Genomic DNA, 18,247 nt, shown 5'->3' with positions numbered 1-18,247 from the left:
GCACAAAACGTGAATTTTACCAGCACCGTGTGCATTGTAAAGCAAGGGAATGTCCACTATAGTCGGTTTACTTAAAATTCCGCAGAGTAGTAAGGGATGGGCGAGCGTCCAATAAAAATAGCCATTGTAGCAGGGGAACCTTCGGGGGATTTATTAGGGGCGGGATTAATTGCGGCGCTTAAGGAGCGGCTTGGGGATGTCACTTTTGTCGGCATCGGCGGGCCGCAAATGCAGCGCCAGGGATTTCATTCCTTTTTTCCCATGGACTACCTCTCGGTCATGGGGATTACCGATGTCCTGAAGCGCTATCTGCAGTTGCTTTTCTTGCGCAAACGTTTAATCAGGGAATTGACCGTGAATCCCCCTGACGTGTTTATCGGTATTGATTATGCCCATTTTAATCTGGTCGTCGAGAAAAAGCTTAAACAACAAGGGATAAAAACCATCCACTATGTCAGTCCCAAAGTATGGGCCTGGCGGCAAAAACGGGTGTATAAAGTCAAGGAGGCCGTGGACTTGGTCTTGACCCTCTTCCCTTTTGAAAAGGCATTTTATCAGCGATACGAGGTGCCGGCCTGCTTCGTTGGCCATCCGCTGGCGGATATGATTGACCTGCAAATGGATAAAAGGCATCTAAGAAAACAGGCCGGTTATGCGGATTCCGATGCCCTCATCACCCTGCTGCCTGGCAGTCGTCTTGGCGAGCTTCGTTACCTGGGCCCGCTTTACCTTGACGTGATGAATCGACTGAGCCAGAAACGGCCCGATCTAACCTTCATCGTGCCCCTGGCGACCTCAAAGGCTATCACGCTGTTCGAAGCCCAATGGCGCGCCTCAGGTTATCCTCATCTGAATATAAAACTTCAACAGGGAGGTGCCAGAGAGGCCATGGCGCTGGCCAATGTGGTGTTGGTTAAATCGGGGACAGGAACCCTTGAAGCCATGCTGCTAAAATGTAACATGGTGGTTGCGTATAAATGGAGTGCCCTGAGTCACTTAATCATTGCTTCGCAGCTTAAAATTAATTACGTTGCGCTACCCAACCTGCTGGCTAATGAGGGTCTGGTGCCGGAATTTATTCAAAAGCAGGCGAGGCCTGAGGCCATCAGCCAATGCCTTTTAGAGAAATTGGCCAAGGGCGACGCCCCTGCCAGGGTAGTGGAAAAATTTGAGCAGTTGCATCAGCAGTTAAGGCAGGATGCCAATAGCAAGGCTGCCATGGCGGTTATCAAACTCATCCAGGCAGTGCCTTCATCGGCATAATTTTTTCAAGATTAATGATTGTTTATGCCATTGGCGGGCCTCGATGGCGGGGGTTCCTCCTGTCCGTGTCCCGGGCGGCACATCGTTAATGACCAGCGAGTGGGCTAATACCATGGCGCCGTTACCGACTTTCGCGTGGTTAACCACGCTGACGCCCCCGCCTACGGTCGCAAATTCCCCCAGGTGGGAACTGCCGGCAATCCCGGAAGTGCCGGCCACGATGCTGCCGCGGCCAATGGTGACATTGTGACCAATCTGCACCAGGTTATCGATGCGGCAATGATCCTCAAGAATAGTGTCTTTAACGGAACCTCGATCCACGCAAGTATTGGCGCCTATTTCCACGTGGTTACCAATGATGACGCAGCCGATATGAGGAATACTGTAATGGCCACCTGCATCCGTGGCAAAACCAAAGCCTTCCTGTCCAATTCTGGCGCCGGTATAGATCACCACGTTGTTGCCCATCAGGGTATTGGTGATGCTGACGTTGTTTTCTATGCGACAATTGTTACCAATGATCACGTCATGGCCGATGTAACTGTTCACGCCAACCTCGCTCCCCTCGCCGATGACAGCACGTTCACCAATGTAAGCCCCAGGCTGAATAACGCATCCCTTGCCAATGGAGGCGCTTCTGGCAATAAAAGCCTGGGGAGAAATACCTGGTGCTTCTTTGGGGCGGGAATAAAAATGCTGCATGACCAGTGCGAAGGCTTTATAAGGGTTGTGATGTACCAGTAATTTCATGGCCGGCGGGGCATGTTTAACGGCATCCGGGAAAATGATGCAGGCCCCTGCAGAAGAGTTTTTAAACGCCTTGATGTATTTTAGATTATGGAGTACGGCTATGTCTGATTCTTTAGCTTCATCGAGAGGTGCCACCTGATGAATCAGGCAATCGCTATCCTCGGGGTTATGCAGTGCAGCGTCAGAAATCCGGGCCAAGGTGGCTAAGCTGAACGGGCCGTGATTTTGATTAAAGCGCAAGGATTTCATTCGCGATTCCCCCGGCAAATGCCGCGTTCACTGTGGCGAAGAAAATCGAGCAGGCGGGCGATTTGCTCATCAGGCAGCAAGTCCTGTTCAATTTCGGCAATGGCATTGGGTAAGTGATAATTGCAGCGATGAAGGATTTTATAAGCCCGTTGAATAAGCAGGCGTTGCTGGGGTTTAAACTGATTACGGCGCAGGCGTTCAATGTTGACGCCATACAATTTGGCGGGATTTCCCTGTACCAGGGCAAAAGGCGGAATGTCTTTATTGATGTAACTCTTGGCGCCGATCATGGCCATGCGCCCCAGTTTGCAGAATTGATGAATAACCGCAATACCGCCAATGGTGACCCAATCTTCGATGACCACATGCCCTGCAATGCCGACCGCATTGGCAATGATGTTGTGATCGCCCATCCGTACATCATGGCCAACATGGCAACTGGCCATTAATAAATTGGCATGGCCAATGGTGGTTTCGCCCCCTCCGCCGGCGGTGCCGCGACTGATGGTGACGTATTCGCGAACAATATTATCATTACCCAGTAAAACCAGACTTTTTTCGCCATTGAATTTCAAATCCTGTGGAACAGAGCCAATGACGGCGCCGGTATGAATCTGATTGCGTTCGCCAATGGTAGTCCAGCCTTCAATGACCACGTGAGAGCCGATGACAGTGTTGGCGCCGATGGCAACGTGTTCACCAATGACAGAAAACGGCCCAATGCTGACATTGGCTCCGATTCTCGCCCCGTGGGCAATCAGGGCGGTCGGGTGAATTTGCTGGTGAATAGGAATAACTTTGTCGCGTACATGCTGCTGATCCAACTGACTCATTTGCACGACCATACCTCCAAAAAAACAAAACAAGGCTTGATTGGAATCAAGCCTTGTGAAGATCCATTAGCAGAAATAAGTGAATTTGATGAAGACGTTTCTAATGGAGAAATGCTGAGGAATATAAAGTGTATTATCCCCTTCCTTGGCACGGTAGGAATCGGGCGACAGATGGGGCAGGTATTGCTCGGAACCGATGCCGCCTTCAATACGGATATGATTGGCGCTTCTCACATCAAAATCAGCGGCCACGGCCAGATTGCCGGCCAATACAGGGGATACCCAGGCCCGGCTGTTGGTGACTTGCGTGTAGCTGTGCACGGGGCCTGCCGGAAGTTCACCAAGGAACGCGTCTACGGCCAGCGTTTCATTCCACTCGTTTTTATAGGAGCCGACTAAAATGGATGCCGATACATCGCCGCCGACACTGAAAATGCGGTTTAAGCGCCACTTGCCGCCCATACCAATACGCGGACCGATCCCGTAATACTTGGCGGAGTAATTGATGTTGTCAATTGAGGGTGCGTTTATCCCGTCAAACTCGACGATGAAACGGCCATTGTAATTGGCTGTGAATCCTTTTTTAAATTCTGTGGCCTTAATGCCGTAAAAGCGGGAAAACTCGACCCGGTTAAACTGTTCAGATGGGAAATAATGATTGGTCATCAAATCGGCCGTCTGGTATTCATAATCCGCACTTATACCGGCTGACGCGGGGCCTCTGACGTTCTGAGGGCCAAAATTGGCAAGCTGACTTAACCGGTTGATGATAAGGCCGTCCTCACCCACTGCAATGCTTTTGCTGGTTTCGGTTGACAGATGGGAATAGGTCAGCACCAGATCGCGCTCATGGTTAGGATCAAACGCATAGCCCAGGCTTAAGGTATAACCCCAGTCGGATTCACCATCCGGCAGGAAAGCAGTCACCTGGCCTGCGGGTGTTGCCTGCTCGGCAAAGACCAGTTTATTAATCCCTTCGTCCGTGATGGCGCCATAAAAAGGGGCGACGCTGAAGAAAAAAGGATGGCCCTGATCTTCCGCTGCGCCCATGGTGCCAGAAAAAGCAGGCGCTGCAAAAGCGAAAGCCCAGGTGAGGCAAGCGGCTTTATGAACAAAATACTTCACGTTATTTACTCCCTTAAATCATTACATTACTTCCTGAAAAAACGGTGTAATGATACCATCCAAAAAGGTTTTGTCTATTCATTCGCTTAATTTTGTCGTGATTTGGCTTAAAAACAGTCAGACGACGTTAAGTAACCAAGAGTCCTGGGGGCAAGTCGCTTTGGCCGAGGGAACCAGACAGGCGATAGAAGGAAAATAACACATGCTAAAACGCGATATTTCGAGAACAAATATCTTGGTCGCCTCAGCCGGCGGAATGATTGGCTCAGGCTGGCTGTTCAGCCCCTTCATCAGTGCGCAAATGGCGGGAAGCAATGCCCTGGTAAGCTGGGTTATCGCCGCCTTGTTCATGTTATTTATCGCCTTGCCGTTGTGTGAATTGGGGACCATGTTTCCCGTTGCAGGCGGGATGTCCAATTACCCCACGTTCACCCACGGCAAGGAGGTGGGTTTTTTGTTTGCCTGGACATCCTGGCTTTCCTATGTGGTCATGACCCCAATTGAAATTCAGGCGATCTTGCAATACTCCAGCCATTTTTTCCCGGTTCTGATGGCAGGCGATCCCGCCTCGCTCAGTCTGTCGGGATACGGGTATGCGGCCGCGGGCGCCATCATGTTCTTTGTGGTGATTCTTAATTCCTATGGCATTAAAATGCTGGCGGAATGCAACAAATACGCCAGCATCATTAAATTTATTCTGCCCAGTATTGCCATTATAGCCCTGCTTCATAACAGCCCTTCACTGGCTAATATTTCCCTTCATCTTGGGGATAAGCAAAGCTGGGTGCAGATTTTTACAGCCCTTTCCGCAGGGGGCGTGGCCTTTGCTTTTACCGGCTTTCAAAATGGCCTGATTCTCGCCGGTGAAGTGAAAAACCCGCAACGCAATATCCCCATTGCTATTCTGGGGGCGGTATTAATTGGCTTTGCGCTTTATTTCATGCTGCAATTCAGCTTCCTTGCCGCCATGCCGCAAAAATACCTGGCTAACGGCTGGCAGGCGCTCCACTACCCTGGCGACAGCGGGCCCTTAGTCGGATTGGCTCTGCTGCTGGGTTTAACCGTGGTGGCCACGCTATTAATGATTGATGCGGCATTTTCTCCCTTTGGTACTACGCTGGTTTATACGGCGGCTACGTCCCGCATCGTGTACGGCATGGCATTAAATCATCACCTGCCTGAATTTTTCCTTAAAGTGAATCGCCATAAAATTCCTTACGTCACGCTGTATGCCAATTTCCTGGTGGGGTTGTTTTCATTTCTGCCCTTTCCCGGCTGGCAGAAGCTGGTGGCGTTTTTATCGTCAGCGAGCATCCTGTCTTACGGCATTGGTCCCATTTGTCTTCTGGCCATGAGACGGTTGCAGCCGGATACCCCAAGGCCGTTCAGGTTGCCTTACAGCGGCTTGTTTTCGCACATCGCGTTTTACGTGTGTAATTTAATGCTCTATTGGTGTGGTTTCGCGATTTTGTGGAAACTGTATGCGGCATTGCTGGCGGGTCTTGTCATTAGCCTGATTTATAATCGCAAGCCACTAAGGGACTGTGGCCAGAGTTTATTCTGGTTTTTATCCTACATGACCGTGTTGCTGGTGATTTCCTATCTGGGTTCTTTCGGCGGCCTGGGTATTTTGCAGTTTCCCTGGGATATGGTTTGTCTTTTGCCATTCAGCCTGATCATGCTGTACTGGTCAGAGCAGGTTATCGACAATGCGCACCACGAACAAATCGAATTCGCGCTGGATGACGATTTAACCAGTGAAGCGGCATCTTAAAGCGCAGGGGTCAAGGTGAGAGACGTACGCATTTACCAGCCTGGCGATTACCTGGCTGGGCAGGAATTAACGTTGACGGAAGAAGCAGGTCAGCACATTGGCGTGGTGCTGCGCATGCAGCCCGGTGAGGTTTTGACTCTGTTTTCTGGTGATAACCGTGAGTTTAAGGCCGAAATCACGGCGGTGCATAAAAAACGGGTGACGGTAAGGCTTAAGGATGCCGAACAGGTTAACAGGGAGTCTCCGCTTCGTCTTCATCTGGCACAGGGCATTTCCAAAGGCGACCGGATGGAATGGGTGGTGCAAAAGGCAGTGGAACTCGGTGTCGCAAGCATCAGCCCTGTGTTCACGGCGCGCTGTGCGGTCAAACTCGATGCGTCGCGTCTTGATAAGAAGCAGGCACAATGGCAGGCGATTGCCGTCGCCGCCTGTGAACAGTGCGGGCGCAATCAGGTGCCGCTGGTGCATAGTCCTGTGTCGTTCCACGATGTTTTATTGAAGAGAAACGGTTTTCCCGCCTTTATTCTGCAACCGGGTGCACTGCATCATTACCGAAGCTACAGCAACCTTCACGTGGAGGAGGCGATGTTGTTAATTGGTCCGGAAGGCGGCTTGAGTCCCTCTGAATCCGACGAGGCTCAGCAAGCGGGCTTTCTGCCTTTAAGCCTCGGGCCGCGTATTTTGCGTACGGAGACGGCTGCGATTACAGCCATTAGTGTTTTGCAAGCGGTCTGGGGTGATCTATAATTGCTATACTTTTTTTCAAATACCTAAATCAGGGGCTATATCCATGAGTGACTATATAAAAACAGTAACGGACGCGAGTTTTGAACAGGATGTATTGAATTCCAACAAACCCGTTCTGGTTGATTTCTGGGCGGAATGGTGCGGTCCTTGTCGCGCATTAACCCCCATTCTTGAAGAGGTTGCCGCCAGCCATGGCGACAGTGTGACGTTTGCCAAATTGAATATCGATGAAAATCAGCAAATGCCGTCCAAATATGGCGTGATGAGTATTCCTACCCTGATTCTGTTTAAAAATGGGCAGGTAGAGGCAGTTAAAATGGGATTATTGTCCAAATCCCAATTAAGCGCTTTTGTTGAAAGCAACGTGTAACGCTTGGTTTGCCCTGGCTGTTTGCGCGGTCAGGGTAAAAAAAGATGGCTTTTCTGGCCAGGGTGTGATACGATAAAGATTCAATATGTGGCTAATTCTTTCAGGTCACCAATCCCGGACTTCTGATTTACTAAATTACATCAACCCTTCGTAATAAGTTATTTCAGGAATAATAAAGATTGGTTACTGACGAATGAACCCGTAGGCAGCAGTTTCCTTGCTGACTTTCCCATAAAATTTTCCTGGAAAATTCATTTCATTTAATAACACATTCAAGTGAGAAGTATGAATCTTATAGAACTTAAGCAAATGCCCATTGGTGACCTCGTTACTATCGCCGAGGAAATGGGGGTCGAAAACACGTCACGTATGCGCAAGCAGGATATTTTATTCGCTATCCTCAAGGCGCACGCCAGCAAAGGAGAGGATATCCTGGGCGGCGGTGTGATGGAGGTATTGCCCGATGGGTTTGGCTTCCTGCGTTCAGTCGATGCCTCTTATTTGGCCGGTCCTGACGACACCTACGTTTCCCCCAGCCAAATTCGCCGCTTTGGCCTGCGTACAGGGGACACGGTGTACGGTAAAATTCGCCCCCCCAAAGACAATGAACGCTATTTCGCTCTCTTGAAAGTTGACCAGATTAACTTCGATTCCCCTGACAGTACCAAACGTAAAATCTCCTTTGAAAACTTAACCCCCCTCTTTGCCTCTCAGCGATTGGTGATGGAACAGGGCAATGGCAGCACAGAAGATTTAACGGCTCGGGTAGTGGATTTATGCGCGCCCTTTGGCCGCGGTCAGCGGGGTTTGATTGTGTCGCCACCCAAAGCGGGTAAAACGCTGATGCTGCAAAATCTTGCCCATTCGATTGAGAAAAGCTACCCCGATTGTTATCTGATTGTTCTGTTGATTGATGAGCGGCCCGAAGAGGTGACCGAGATGCAGCGCTCTGTTAAAGGCGAAGTGGTCGCCAGTACATTCGATGAACCCGCCAACCGTCACGTCCAAGTGGCTGAAATGGTCATTGAAAAAGCCAAGCGTTTAGTCGAGCACAAGCGCGATGTCATCATTCTGCTGGATTCCATTACCCGTCTTGCGCGGGCGTACAACACCGTGATTCCTTCTTCCGGTAAGGTACTCACCGGGGGTGTGGATGCCAATGCCCTGCAGCGTCCCAAGCGCCTCTATGGTGCGGCCCGTAATGTGGAAGAAGGCGGCAGCCTGACTATCATTGCGACCGCCCTGGTTGATACAGGTTCAAAAATGGATGAAGTGATTTACGAAGAGTTCAAGGGAACCGGTAACATGGAAATCCACTTAAGCCGTAATATTGCTGAGCGTCGTGTATTCCCTGCCATCAACATTAATCGTTCCGGTACCCGCCGCGAAGATCTGCTCTTAAGTCCTGAAGACCTTCACCGTACCTGGATCCTGCGTAAGATTCTGCAATCCATGGAAGAGTGTGAAGCGATTGAATTCCTCCTTGAGCGCATGAAAAATCACAAGACCAATGCTGAGTTTTTTGATGAGATGAAGCGCTAATAATACAGCAGCCCAGCGCACAGGAAGGTTTCTCTTGATGTGCGCTGTCTTCCCTAACTCACCCAATCATTAAGAACAATCCCGATCCCGGCACTGGTGGTGCGGTGATTGTATTCAATCAGACTCTGCCCATAGCCGCTGAACACCTGACCGTAAACCGACAGGGATTGCAGAATAGGGTAAGACAACGTCACTTGCACAAATCCGCGTTGCAAACCGCTTTCAAGATTCTGCAATTCCAGACTGGCTTTCCAGTTGCCGGGTAATTGATGCGATAACACCAGATTATCATGTCCCAGAAAATGGGCGATATCCGGGTTATGCAAATCACTGGATTCGGCTTTATCGATTAATGCCCACAGCCGTAAATTCACCAGCCAGCGGTTGCCGGTCCACTTAAGCTGGGTGTAGGCGCGATTCCAACTGCGTTCGAGGAGACCGCCGCGGCCGTTGGATTGGTGGTTGAGGCCGAGTTGAGCTGCAAAATAGGGATTAAAGTAATTCTCAAGAAATAATTCAGGCTCGTAATTGGTTTCACGAAAATACTGTGATTTGGCATACACCTGCCAATACATGAGCTGCGTATACGAGAAATTAAGCGCTAACGGCTTGTCTTTGATGACATGGCGGAAAATGGGAATTTTAAGACTGATTTGCGCCTTAAATTCATCATTCTGGACTTCCTGATTATTGGGCGTTGCGTTTTGATAAATGGCGTGGTACGGCTTGTTGGTGTAATAATAAGGCAACACGTAGTTGGGGCGATACAATTCAATCAGGCTGGGACTGTCGCCGGTTTTTTTCTGCTGCATGGCCTGTTTTTCGAGGAGCGTTGGTCTTTTTGATGGCGGTGATTTCTCGTTTGTTTGAGCCCCGCTTGCGAGAGGAAGCATCAAAAGGATACAAAAAAATATAGAATGTTTTTTTCTCACAGGTAAATCTCATGCACAGACAACCTGATGTTATATCAATTTGACAGACAAATTTCCACTATGCGCGTTTTATCCGCGTTTTAGCGTCAGCCAAGTCTTGTGCCAACGAATCATAAAAATGAAAGGCCTTAACCAGGGCTAACAGTTGCGGATTTGTTTCAAAATAGTCAACCAGAGCCTGAGCCACACGCTCATTGTCGGGGTAAAAGATGATGGCATTGTAAACTTTGGTGATGCCTTCATGCTGCGCTAAAATGTCATTTTCGATTTCATCAATCGCTTGAGCATCGTCCGCTTCCTTGAGTCGCTGCCGAAACAATTCCTTTTGAGCGTTAAGCAGTTGGGCAACGGAGCTCAATTGCTTAAGCCGCTGCATGAAATCTTTCGCCATTTGCAACTCGTCACCGTTTAGTTGGTTATAAAGCGTTTGTTCTCCAAGCCGTTCCCGGGTGGTGGTGATCAGGTTGGTCAGGCTGTTGTCCGCGTTAAATACCTCCATTATTTCTTTTAATTCACTGTCGTTTTGGCATTGCTGCTGAATGGCGTCAAACAGGGCTTTATCCATTCCGGCAGCGGCCCTGCGCAGTAACTGATTCAATTCTTTTTCCCGTTGATCAATACCTTGCACCAGGGTGGTCAATTCAGCCTCGTCACTGACAGTTTCCAAGCGCTTTTTAAAATCCTGCATCGACTCTTTAAATAACAGGATCTGGGGTCTAAGCTGCTTTAAGGCGCTAATGATGGCAGTCAATGTTGTTTGCTGATCGTTGGGCATCATCAATCCGTATGGTTAGAACAACGTTATAGTAGCATAGAGTGCTGCTTTAAGAGAAAAGGCTTATCAAGTATCGCCCAAATGCATCTTGTGCGATAATCCCTGCTTCACTTAACTCCTGTACGATGGCATGAAATATACTGATTTACGTGATTTTATCGACCAGCTTGAATCGCGTCATTTGCTGCAACGCATTGATTACCCGGTGTCGCCCATTCTGGAAATGACCGTCATCAGTGATCGGGTTCTACGCAAAGCCGGCCCGGCTTTATTATTCACCAGGCCCAAAGGGGCGGCCATGCCGGTATTGGCCAATTTATTCGGTACTGCCGAGCGGGTGGCGCTGGGGATGGGGGAAGAATCGGTGCAGGCTCTGCGGGAAGTGGGTGTCCTGCTGGCTGCGCTTAAGGAGCCCGAGCCGCCTAAAGGCTTTAAAGATGCATTCAGCAAATTGCCTTTGTTGAAGCAGGCTCTGACGATGGCGCCCAAGTACGTCAGCCAGGCCCCCTGCCAGACGCATGTGTTTGAGGGCAACGACGTGGATCTTGGTCGTTTGCCTGTCCAGACCTGCTGGCCTGGCGATGCGGCGCCTTTAATCACCTGGGGATTGGTGACTACCAAGGGGCCGCATCAGGCGCGTGAAAATATGGGTATTTATCGTCAACAGGTCATTGGTAAAAATAAAGTGATCATGCGTTGGCTATCCCATCGGGGCGGCGCACTGGATTACCAGGCCTGGCAGGCTGCCTATCCGGGTGAGCGTTTTCCCGTGGCGGTGACGCTTGGCGCGGATCCTGCCACCCTGCTTGCGGCAGTGACTCCGGTGCCGGATACGTTATCCGAATATGCCTTTGCCGGTTTACTGCGTGGGCAGCGTACGCAATTAACACAATGCCTCGGCAATGATCTCCATGTTCCTGCCAGCGCCGAAATTATTCTTGAAGGGTACATTAATCCTGGAGAAGAAGCGGCAGAAGGTCCGTTTGGCGATCACACCGGTTATTACAATGAAGTGGACCATTTTCCGGTGTTGACGGTCGAGCGTATCACGCATCGCCCGGATCCCATTTATCACAGCACCTACACCGGCCGCCCGCCCGATGAGCCGGCCATTTTAGGTGTGGCCTTAAACGAGGTATTTATTCCCCTGTTACAAAAGCAGTTCCCGGAAATTGTCGATTTTTATTTGCCGCCGGAGGGTTGTTCCTACCGTCTGGCTGTCGTCACGATCAAAAAGCAATACCCTGGCCATGCCAAACGCATCATGATGGCTGTCTGGTCGTTTTTACGGCAATTCATGTACACCAAATTTGTCATTGTCTGCGATGATGACATTAATGCACGTCAATGGGAGGATGTGATTTGGGCAATGACCACGCGTGTTGATCCCTCGCGGGATACCGTCTTATTGGATAATACCCCGATTGATTACCTTGATTTTGCTTCACCGGTATCTGGATTAGGCTCTAAAATGGGCATCGATGCGACCCATAAATGGAAGGGTGAAACCCAGCGCGAATGGGGTAGGGCTATTGAAATGGATGACGAGATTATTCAGCGTGTCGACGGCTATTGGGATTCTCTGGGACTGTCGTTATGAGTATTAAAAAGACCTGGGCGCAGGTGGAGCGCGTTACTCCCTTAACTGACAGCATTATCGAATTAATCCTTTCGCCGCAACACTTCATTGACTATCAACCCGGCCAGTATTTAAAAATTCTTTGTGGTGAAGATGCATTAAGTTTTTCGATTGCCAACGCCCCATTGGGTTCGCATAAATACGAATTGCACATACGCCATGATCAGGGAAATCCTTACAATCAGCCGCTGTTTGCAGAAATTAAACGAGAAGGCCGTGTGCAGATAGCCTTGCCTTATGGCGATTGCTTTCTTAATCAATTACACCCGGATCGCCCTGTGCTATTTCTTGCTGGCGGCACCGGCTTTGCTCCCGTTAAGGCCATGATTGAGCAATTACTGGCTACCGGCGATGCCCGGGCGTTTGCCCTCTATTGGGGGGCGCGGTCACAAAGCGATTTATACATGGATGATAAAGTGAAGCAATGGCAAGCTCATGTCAGCCGCTTTCGCTACGTTACTCTGCTGTCGGGGGAGAGCCGCGAAAACGTAGTCTCCATTGTACAAACGGATTACCCCGACACCCTGCTGAACCACCAGATTGTTATCGCCGGACCGTTTGACATGGTGTATGCCATCCGCGATGCTCTGGTGGCGTCCGGCATGCCGCGTGAACAATTATTTTCAGATGCATTCAGTTTCGAATCGGAGGACAATTAATGGAAACGTTTTATCAAATACTCGGGCTCACTGGCGCAGGCTTAATCCTTTGGTATTTATTCCGTACGGTCAAAGGGCGGCCTGATTTGTTTACCAGTGAAAATTTCAGTAAAAGCTTTGCCACCATGGGCCTCCTTGCACTGGTGCTGATTGCTTTTGTTGCCTTTCTGGTTTTCATGGTGCGAAGCACATAACCTTAGTGGCGCTTGGAATTACTGGAATAACCGTTCTTTTTTTCAATGAGGTAATCACCCACATTGGGATTGTCTATCCACAAAGGAATGGTATCGGGCGTTAGATGGCATTCTTCAACATAGGTAATCTGGCTGCAGTTGTCGACTAAAAGCCGATACCAGGGATTGCGGGTTGCAAAAGCCCGTTTACTGGCCTGAGGATTGTAGCGTCCGGAAGCTTGAAAAACAGGATCTGCGTCAATGATCACGGCACGATACCCCAGTTGCTGATGCCATACCCGATCGCCAATATTAAATTTCGCATTTTTAATCATGATACACCTCACCGCGTGATCAAATTTGCCTTTTAATTAATTTATCGGTTAGCCTGAGCGAATCTTGAATGCCAATGCAAGAATGAATGAATAAAGAGCTCTTCCGCTTTAAAACCGGCTTTCTGACCTGGGTGCTGGTGATTAGTTATGCCTACATGCACGTGAGGCTAACGGGCATCTATATCGATACGGATCTTGAAAAACTCATGAATCTCAGTGCCAGACTGCCGTTCGGTCAGCGCATGCTGGTCCCAGCCTTGGCCAATGGTCTGCATCGTGTCCTTCCCTGGTCCCCTGAAGAGATTTTTTTTCTGCTGGAGCTCTTCTTTGTCAGTCTTTTGTTTTTCACCGTAAAACGTTTGTTTCAGTTTGCATTTAATAAAAACCAGTCGGAATTGTTCAGTTGGCTTTTTCTGCTATTACTGCCGTTAATGAGTGTGGTGAATTATCGCTTTACCACTCAGGGTGAAGCTACTTTTTTTTATCCCTATGACAGCGCCTGTCTTTTTTTTATGGCCCTGGGCTTTTTACTGTGTCTGCAAAAACGCTGGGTTTCGTTCACTCTGGTGGTGTTGGCGGCTACGTTTAATCGTGAAAGCAGTGTTTTGCTAGTCTTGCTGATTCCGGCCCTGCACTGGCAGGAACGCCGCGACATGCTCAAACCCCTGGCGGCGGCCGCCTTAGCCTATGCCTTCGCCCGTCTGATAATCCTTTACCTGGTTCGCCATTTACCCGGTGCCTGGACGGAGTGGTATTTTCTTTCGTTTGCAGAAACGCATTTTAACAGCAATTTAAGCTGGTTATTTAATCAGCAGCATCTGTTGCTGTTTATGTTTTGTTTTGCCGGATTGCCTGTATTCTGGTTTGCTTTTTATGATTACATCCCCAGGCGCTACAGGCCGCTTCGTTATGTTGCCTTTTTTTATTTTACCGCGCTGCTTTTCATCGGTAATTTTATTGAGGCCCGTGTGTTTCAGGAAATTCTGATGTTGCTTTATTTGCCGGTCTGCATTGCCATGAGTCGCTGGGTGGCCGGTCAGGAACCGGACTGGCAGGCTCCCTCAGGCCCGCTGGATTACCTCAACCGTTATGCGATTTTTATTATGATGGCAGGCATTCTGCTGTTACGTCATCCCTTGCAGGCGCTGGCGGTAAGGCTGTCTGCCTGATGTTAACCCTCCGCGCTGGTTTGAGGCAGTGCGGCTGGCTTGAGGCGTTTCTGCCAGGCGGCCAGCCAAATGCCGGCTTCGTACAGAAGGCATAAAGGCACGGCCAGAATGACTTGCGACAAGACATCCGGCGGCGTCAGCAACATGCCCAGGGTAAAGGCCGCCACGATAATGTAGGGTCGTACCTGTTTTAACGTCTCGACGTCAAGCCATTGCAGGCGCACCAGAGTGGTGCACAACAGAGGAACTTGAAAGCAGAAACCAAAAAGAATCAGCATGCGGGTAATAAAATCAATGGCATCATTCATGTCCGGCATAAGTCTCACGCCGGCAGGAACCGCATGGGCAAAGAATTGAAACATAAAGGGCAAGACGATATAAAAGCAGAAAAGCAATCCTGCCAGAAACAACACCAGGCTTAAACTCAACGCGCCGACGATGGACTGCCGCTCATGTCGGTAGAGGCCTGGTGCAATGAATAACCACAATTGACTTAAGGCAAAGGGGGCCGTGACCAGCAGCGCGGTATCCGCTGCAAGCTTGACCGGGGTGAGTACCGGGGAGGTAATGCGGGTGGCAATCAACGTATGGTTTGCAGGCAATTGCTTAAGCAGGGGCGTCACTAACGTGTGAAACAGGGCATTGGCATAAAAAAAGAAAAAGCAAAACAGCACCAGGAAAAAAATCACTGTCTTCAACGCTCTGTGCCGTAGCTCGATTAAATGCAGAAGCATGATAAGGTTCATGAAAAGAGAGTTCTGATTAAGCTATCACGGAAGCCGTTGTATCGGTAGCCGTCCAATCGGTAAATCAGACAAAAGCCGAAAAATCCGGTATAATGAGTGCGATTTTAAATGAGGTAAAGTCCGGTGAGTCATCGTCCACGCAAGCGTTTTGGCCAGAATTTTTTACAGGATCAGGCGGTCATTGGCCGTATCATCGATGCCATTAATCCGCAACCGGCCGATACCATGGTCGAAATCGGCCCAGGGCTTGCGGCATTGACTGTGCCGCTTTTGCGGCGGCTCAATCAACTCATTGCCATTGAAATTGATACGGATTTGCAGCAAAGGCTCCTTGAGTTGCCCAAGGCGAAAGAAAAATTGCAGTTGCTGGGGGCGGATGCCCTGACCGTGGATTTTTCGCAGTGGGGCAGCGACTTGCGTGTGGTTGGCAATTTGCCGTATAACATTTCAACGCCTCTGCTGTTGCATTTGCTCCATCAGGTAACGTTCATCAGGGACATGCACTTCATGTTGCAGAAAGAAGTCGTCAGCCGAATCGCTGCGGAACCCGGTTCAAAAGCCTATGGACGATTAAGCATCATGGCTCAATATTATTGCGAGGCGAGCTTTTTGTTTGATGTACCGCCGGATGCGTTTTTCCCGAAACCCAAAGTGGATTCAGCCATCCTGCGCCTCGTGCCCTACCAGCAATCCCCATTTGAAAAAGTGGATTATGGCGTGCTGGAAAAGGTGGTGGCCCTGGCTTTTGGGATGCGTCGGAAAACGCTGGCTAATAATTTAAAACCGGTACTGAGCGCTGACCAGTTGCAGGGCATTGGCATTAACCCCGTCATGCGGCCTGAACAGGTGTCTGTCAGAGAGTATGTCCGCATAGCCAATGCGGTTGGCAATAGTATAAAATTATAACTGTAGTATAATTTTGGAGACTCCATTGTTCCATCGTCATAGCAAAAAAGGCAAGGCCTTGCAGGCTCGCCCGCTGAAAGATATGACTCGTGTTCTTGCTGCCGAAGTACTGCTGGCTGAGGAAAAAAGAGTCACGTTGATCAAACAGATCAAAGACGCCCTAGCTCTGGATTCGACACGGTTTGAGACACTTTGCCAGACTTTAATGAATAATTTTGTCAACCACTGCCAGAATTTGCCGGAAACGTCCAACAGTTATTATTCGCAGCCCGGGGGGGTTCTTGATCACGCCTTAAACCGTACTGAGGCAGCACTGAATTTATTCAAGCAGTTTATTCTGCTGGATGGTGCTGCGGAATTGTCCGAAGAGCAGAAACTCTGGCAATACACGCTGTTTTCAGCAGCCCTGCTGCAGGGAATAGGTAAACTGCAAATCGATTTGAAAGTCGAACTCTTTGATAATAACGGCTTGTTTTTAAAACAATGGAATCCGCTGCTGGAGAGTCTGGCTGCTGTCGGAAGCCATTATGTCTATGAATTTTTGAAAGAATCCGATGTGGAGTTTCGGCGTCGTCTCAATTTACTGTTGGCGGCTCGTCTAATGCCCGCCGCCGGATTTGCCTGGATTGCTTCCAATCCCAATGTGCTGGCTATCTGGCTTGCGTTACTGAACGAGGATCATTACGCCGCAGGGACTTTGGGCGCTATTCTCATTCGTGCAGACGCGATTGCCATTCAGCGTTATTTCAATCAGTTAATGGCTCGTAATTACGGTTCCCGCGGCGGTAACCGTTATGGCCGCGTCAGTACCTTTGCTGGCGGCGTACCGGAATCCATCAGCGACATGGAACAGCAGCTTGGGCTGGAGTTTATCCAGTGGCTGACCAAATCATTGGAAAGCGGGCGCATTATGATCAATAAGGCACCCTTGTTGATGGTTCCTGGCGGTCTTTTGATGTCGCCTGATATTTTTAAATTGTTTGTGCGGGAGCATCCTGAATTTAAAAACTGGCAGGCCATACAAAATGGATTTCTCTCCTTAGGCTTGCACAGGGCAGGTCCTGACGGCCAGGTGATTTCACGGTTTGAACAATTGAGTAACCAGCAGATGCACAGTGGTATCGTGTTTGCCGATTATGCCATTGCCCTGCCGGCGGAGGTGTCTGTTCATTCCCTGCAATCCGGAAAAGTAAGCACGCTTTCGGCCACTGAATTCATCCATCAGGCACAAGTGAATCATCAATTTATCGGCCATGCATCCCATGCCGCGACTCAGGCATTGCATCACCTTAATGCTGAAGGCGGTTGGCAGACTGTAGCACCGGTTTCAGTTCAGGCGAAACCCGGAGTATTAAACGGTGCCTGATTACGCAATAGGCGATATTCAGGGCTGTTATGACCCCTTGCTTCGTTTACTGGATCACATTCAATTTAATGAGCGTAGCGACAGGCTGTGGTTTGTCGGCGATCTGGTCAATCGCGGGCCGCAATCGCTTGCGGTATTGCGTTTTGTCAAAAACCTGCCGCTGGCGCCTTACGTTACGCTGGGTAATCATGATTTGCATCTTCTGAGCCGATTATTTACCGATTCTCCCCGTCAAAACCAGGATGACACCCTGGACGACATCCTTGCCGCCCCCGATCGTGACGACTTGGGGCATTGGTTACGGCACCAGTCTATTCTCCATCACGAAGAGCCTTTAAATGTGGTGATGTGCCATGCCGGCATTGCGCCGGTCTGGGATTTAACCCAGGCGAAACAGCTTGCCGGTGAACTTGAGCAGGTGCTGTCTGGACCCGATTTCCGGGAATTCCTTGCTCACATGTATGGCAATAGTCCCGATCGTTGGTCCGATGATCTTCGCGGCATGGAGCGACTGCGCCTGATTACCAATTATTGCACCCGCATGCGCTTTTGTGATGCACAAGGGCGTTTGCTGCTGCATCATAAAGGCACCATTGCCGCTACCTCGACAGAGATGCTGCCCTGGTTTGCCGTGCCGAACCGTCGCGTTGTTGAGGCTGACATTGTGTTTGGTCATTGGGCGGCATTACAGGGCCATTCACCCCATCCCCGTATTCACGCCATCGACACCGGGTGCTTGTGGGGAGGAGCATTAACCGCACTCCGGTTACAGGATAAGCGGCGGTTCAGTGTGCCCGGGTTAAACGCGGCCTAGGTTCTTCCGCTGAGTAGTACGCCCTTGGTGATCAAATTAAATACATATGGTAAACTCCCGTCGCCACAATCAGTGGTCTT

At 49.7% G+C, this 18,247-nt stretch carries 19 protein-coding genes; 12 read left to right on the top strand and 7 right to left on the bottom strand.

The window, feature by feature from the left end; all coding sequences use genetic code 11:
* The first annotated feature begins 96 nt into the window (after positions 1-96).
* Positions 97-1,263, top strand: coding sequence for a lipid-A-disaccharide synthase (lpxB, locus tag Lrub_RS13280; RefSeq protein WP_058532587.1), 1,167 nt, complete (start codon positions 97-99; stop codon positions 1,261-1,263).
* Here lpxB and lpxD read toward each other — a convergent pair.
* Genes lpxD through Lrub_RS13265 form a run of 3 tightly spaced genes read right to left on the bottom strand, consistent with a single transcriptional unit; the run spans position 1,252 to position 4,220 of the window.
* Complete coding sequence (lpxD, locus tag Lrub_RS13275; RefSeq protein WP_058532586.1) at positions 1,252-2,262, bottom strand: UDP-3-O-(3-hydroxymyristoyl)glucosamine N-acyltransferase; 1,011 nt, start codon at positions 2,260-2,262, stop codon at positions 1,252-1,254. The two genes, lpxB and lpxD, sit on opposite strands and share 12 nt — an antisense overlap.
* Positions 2,259-3,101 (bottom strand): acyl-ACP--UDP-N-acetylglucosamine O-acyltransferase, encoded by an 843-nt coding sequence (lpxA, locus tag Lrub_RS13270; protein WP_058532806.1) that lies wholly within the window; start codon positions 3,099-3,101, stop codon positions 2,259-2,261. Before lpxA ends, lpxD begins: the two co-directional genes overlap by 4 nt.
* A 60-nt stretch (positions 3,102-3,161) precedes the next feature.
* Positions 3,162-4,220, bottom strand: a complete 1,059-nt coding sequence (locus Lrub_RS13265; protein ID WP_058532585.1) for an Lpg1974 family pore-forming outer membrane protein — start codon at positions 4,218-4,220, stop codon at positions 3,162-3,164.
* A 202-nt stretch (positions 4,221-4,422) separates the two neighbouring features.
* Here Lrub_RS13265 and Lrub_RS13260 point away from each other — a divergent pair, with 202 nt between their 5' ends.
* From Lrub_RS13260 to rho, 4 genes are all read left to right on the top strand, one after another.
* A complete protein-coding gene (locus Lrub_RS13260) occupies positions 4,423-5,994 on the top strand; it encodes an APC family permease (RefSeq protein ID WP_058532584.1) in 1,572 nt (523 codons plus the stop codon).
* A 15-nt stretch (positions 5,995-6,009) separates the two neighbouring features.
* On the top strand, positions 6,010-6,741 hold the full coding sequence (locus Lrub_RS13255) for a 16S rRNA (uracil(1498)-N(3))-methyltransferase (protein ID WP_058532583.1): 732 nt from the start codon (positions 6,010-6,012) through the stop codon (positions 6,739-6,741).
* Positions 6,742-6,784: 43 nt separating this feature from the next.
* Positions 6,785-7,111 (top strand): thioredoxin, encoded by a 327-nt coding sequence (gene trxA, locus Lrub_RS13250; RefSeq protein WP_058532582.1) that lies wholly within the window; start codon positions 6,785-6,787, stop codon positions 7,109-7,111.
* 285 nt (positions 7,112-7,396) lie between these two features.
* The gene (gene rho / locus Lrub_RS13245; RefSeq protein ID WP_058532581.1) at positions 7,397-8,653 is read left to right on the top strand and encodes a transcription termination factor Rho; all 1,257 of its coding nucleotides are present in this window, start codon (positions 7,397-7,399) and stop codon (positions 8,651-8,653) included.
* A gap of 53 nt (positions 8,654-8,706) precedes the next feature.
* Here the strand turns inward: rho and Lrub_RS13240 are convergent, their stop codons facing one another.
* Positions 8,707-9,546 carry a phospholipase A gene (locus Lrub_RS13240; protein WP_082651530.1) on the bottom strand — a complete coding sequence of 280 codons (840 nt, stop codon included), beginning with the start codon at positions 9,544-9,546 and terminating at the stop codon, positions 8,707-8,709.
* A 97-nt stretch (positions 9,547-9,643) separates the two neighbouring features.
* The gene (locus tag Lrub_RS13235; RefSeq protein ID WP_133134093.1) at positions 9,644-10,363 is read right to left on the bottom strand and encodes a hypothetical protein; all 720 of its coding nucleotides are present in this window, start codon (positions 10,361-10,363) and stop codon (positions 9,644-9,646) included.
* Between the two features lie 127 nt (positions 10,364-10,490).
* On the opposite strand from Lrub_RS13235, the gene ubiD reads away from it, so the two are divergent.
* Genes ubiD through Lrub_RS13220 form a run of 3 tightly spaced genes read left to right on the top strand, consistent with a single transcriptional unit; the run spans position 10,491 to position 12,852 of the window.
* Positions 10,491-11,960: a 4-hydroxy-3-polyprenylbenzoate decarboxylase gene (gene ubiD, locus Lrub_RS13230; protein WP_058532578.1), complete on the top strand. Its 1,470-nt coding sequence runs from the start codon at positions 10,491-10,493 to the stop codon at positions 11,958-11,960.
* Positions 11,957-12,658 carry an NAD(P)H-flavin reductase gene (locus Lrub_RS13225; protein WP_058532577.1) on the top strand — a complete coding sequence of 234 codons (702 nt, stop codon included), beginning with the start codon at positions 11,957-11,959 and terminating at the stop codon, positions 12,656-12,658. The genes ubiD and Lrub_RS13225 overlap by 4 nt, the downstream gene beginning before the upstream one ends.
* On the top strand, positions 12,658-12,852 hold the full coding sequence (locus Lrub_RS13220; RefSeq protein ID WP_058532576.1) for a hypothetical protein: 195 nt from the start codon (positions 12,658-12,660) through the stop codon (positions 12,850-12,852). The genes Lrub_RS13225 and Lrub_RS13220 overlap by 1 nt, the downstream gene beginning before the upstream one ends.
* A 2-nt stretch (positions 12,853-12,854) precedes the next feature.
* On the opposite strand, the gene hspQ is transcribed toward Lrub_RS13220, so the two are convergent.
* Entirely contained in the window at positions 12,855-13,166 is a 312-nt protein-coding gene (hspQ, locus tag Lrub_RS13215; protein ID WP_058532575.1) for a heat shock protein HspQ, read from the bottom strand.
* An 86-nt stretch (positions 13,167-13,252) separates the two neighbouring features.
* On the opposite strand from hspQ, the gene Lrub_RS13210 reads away from it, so the two are divergent.
* A complete protein-coding gene (locus Lrub_RS13210; protein ID WP_058532574.1) occupies positions 13,253-14,335 on the top strand; it encodes a hypothetical protein in 1,083 nt (360 codons plus the stop codon).
* Positions 14,336-14,337: 2 nt separating this feature from the next.
* On the opposite strand, the gene tatC is transcribed toward Lrub_RS13210, so the two are convergent.
* Complete coding sequence (gene tatC / locus Lrub_RS13205) at positions 14,338-15,069, bottom strand: twin-arginine translocase subunit TatC (RefSeq protein ID WP_058532573.1); 732 nt, start codon at positions 15,067-15,069, stop codon at positions 14,338-14,340.
* Between the two features lie 135 nt (positions 15,070-15,204).
* Between tatC and rsmA the strand changes: the two genes are divergently transcribed.
* Genes rsmA through Lrub_RS13190 form a run of 3 tightly spaced genes read left to right on the top strand, consistent with a single transcriptional unit; the run spans position 15,205 to position 18,167 of the window.
* On the top strand, positions 15,205-15,987 hold the full coding sequence (gene rsmA, locus Lrub_RS13200) for a 16S rRNA (adenine(1518)-N(6)/adenine(1519)-N(6))-dimethyltransferase RsmA (RefSeq protein ID WP_058532572.1): 783 nt from the start codon (positions 15,205-15,207) through the stop codon (positions 15,985-15,987).
* A gap of 25 nt (positions 15,988-16,012) precedes the next feature.
* Positions 16,013-17,353 (top strand): TraI domain-containing protein, encoded by a 1,341-nt coding sequence (locus tag Lrub_RS13195; protein WP_193392360.1) that lies wholly within the window; start codon positions 16,013-16,015, stop codon positions 17,351-17,353.
* A complete protein-coding gene (locus Lrub_RS13190) occupies positions 17,346-18,167 on the top strand; it encodes a symmetrical bis(5'-nucleosyl)-tetraphosphatase (protein WP_058532570.1) in 822 nt (273 codons plus the stop codon). Before Lrub_RS13195 ends, Lrub_RS13190 begins: the two co-directional genes overlap by 8 nt.
* The last annotated feature ends 80 nt before the right edge of the window (positions 18,168-18,247 follow it).

It is taken from the genome of Legionella rubrilucens (genome assembly GCF_001468125.1).
In the GTDB taxonomy this organism is placed as follows: domain Bacteria; phylum Pseudomonadota; class Gammaproteobacteria; order Legionellales; family Legionellaceae; genus Legionella_C; species Legionella_C rubrilucens.
The sequence above is the reverse complement of the archived record's forward strand: the minus strand, read 5'-3'. Positions and strand labels throughout refer to the sequence as shown.

Bases quoted from the DNA above. Each gene is read 5' to 3' on its own strand.
- lpxB (WP_058532587.1), top strand. From the start codon at position 97: ATGGGCGAGCGTCCAATAAAAATAGCCATTGTAGCAGGGGAACCTTCG.
- lpxD (WP_058532586.1), bottom strand. From the start codon at position 2,262: ATGAAATCCTTGCGCTTTAATCAAAATCACGGCCCGTTCAGCTTAGCC.
- Lrub_RS13260 (WP_058532584.1), top strand. From the start codon at position 4,423: ATGCTAAAACGCGATATTTCGAGAACAAATATCTTGGTCGCCTCAGCC.
- trxA (WP_058532582.1), top strand. From the start codon at position 6,785: ATGAGTGACTATATAAAAACAGTAACGGACGCGAGTTTTGAACAGGAT.
- rho (WP_058532581.1), top strand. From the start codon at position 7,397: ATGAATCTTATAGAACTTAAGCAAATGCCCATTGGTGACCTCGTTACT.
- Lrub_RS13240 (WP_082651530.1), bottom strand. From the start codon at position 9,546: ATGCTTCCTCTCGCAAGCGGGGCTCAAACAAACGAGAAATCACCGCCA.
- Lrub_RS13235 (WP_133134093.1), bottom strand. From the start codon at position 10,363: ATGATGCCCAACGATCAGCAAACAACATTGACTGCCATCATTAGCGCC.
- ubiD (WP_058532578.1), top strand. From the start codon at position 10,491: ATGAAATATACTGATTTACGTGATTTTATCGACCAGCTTGAATCGCGT.
- Lrub_RS13225 (WP_058532577.1), top strand. From the start codon at position 11,957: ATGAGTATTAAAAAGACCTGGGCGCAGGTGGAGCGCGTTACTCCCTTA.
- Lrub_RS13220 (WP_058532576.1), top strand. From the start codon at position 12,658: ATGGAAACGTTTTATCAAATACTCGGGCTCACTGGCGCAGGCTTAATC.
- hspQ (WP_058532575.1), bottom strand. From the start codon at position 13,166: ATGATTAAAAATGCGAAATTTAATATTGGCGATCGGGTATGGCATCAG.
- Lrub_RS13210 (WP_058532574.1), top strand. From the start codon at position 13,253: ATGAATAAAGAGCTCTTCCGCTTTAAAACCGGCTTTCTGACCTGGGTG.
- tatC (WP_058532573.1), bottom strand. From the start codon at position 15,069: ATGCTTCTGCATTTAATCGAGCTACGGCACAGAGCGTTGAAGACAGTG.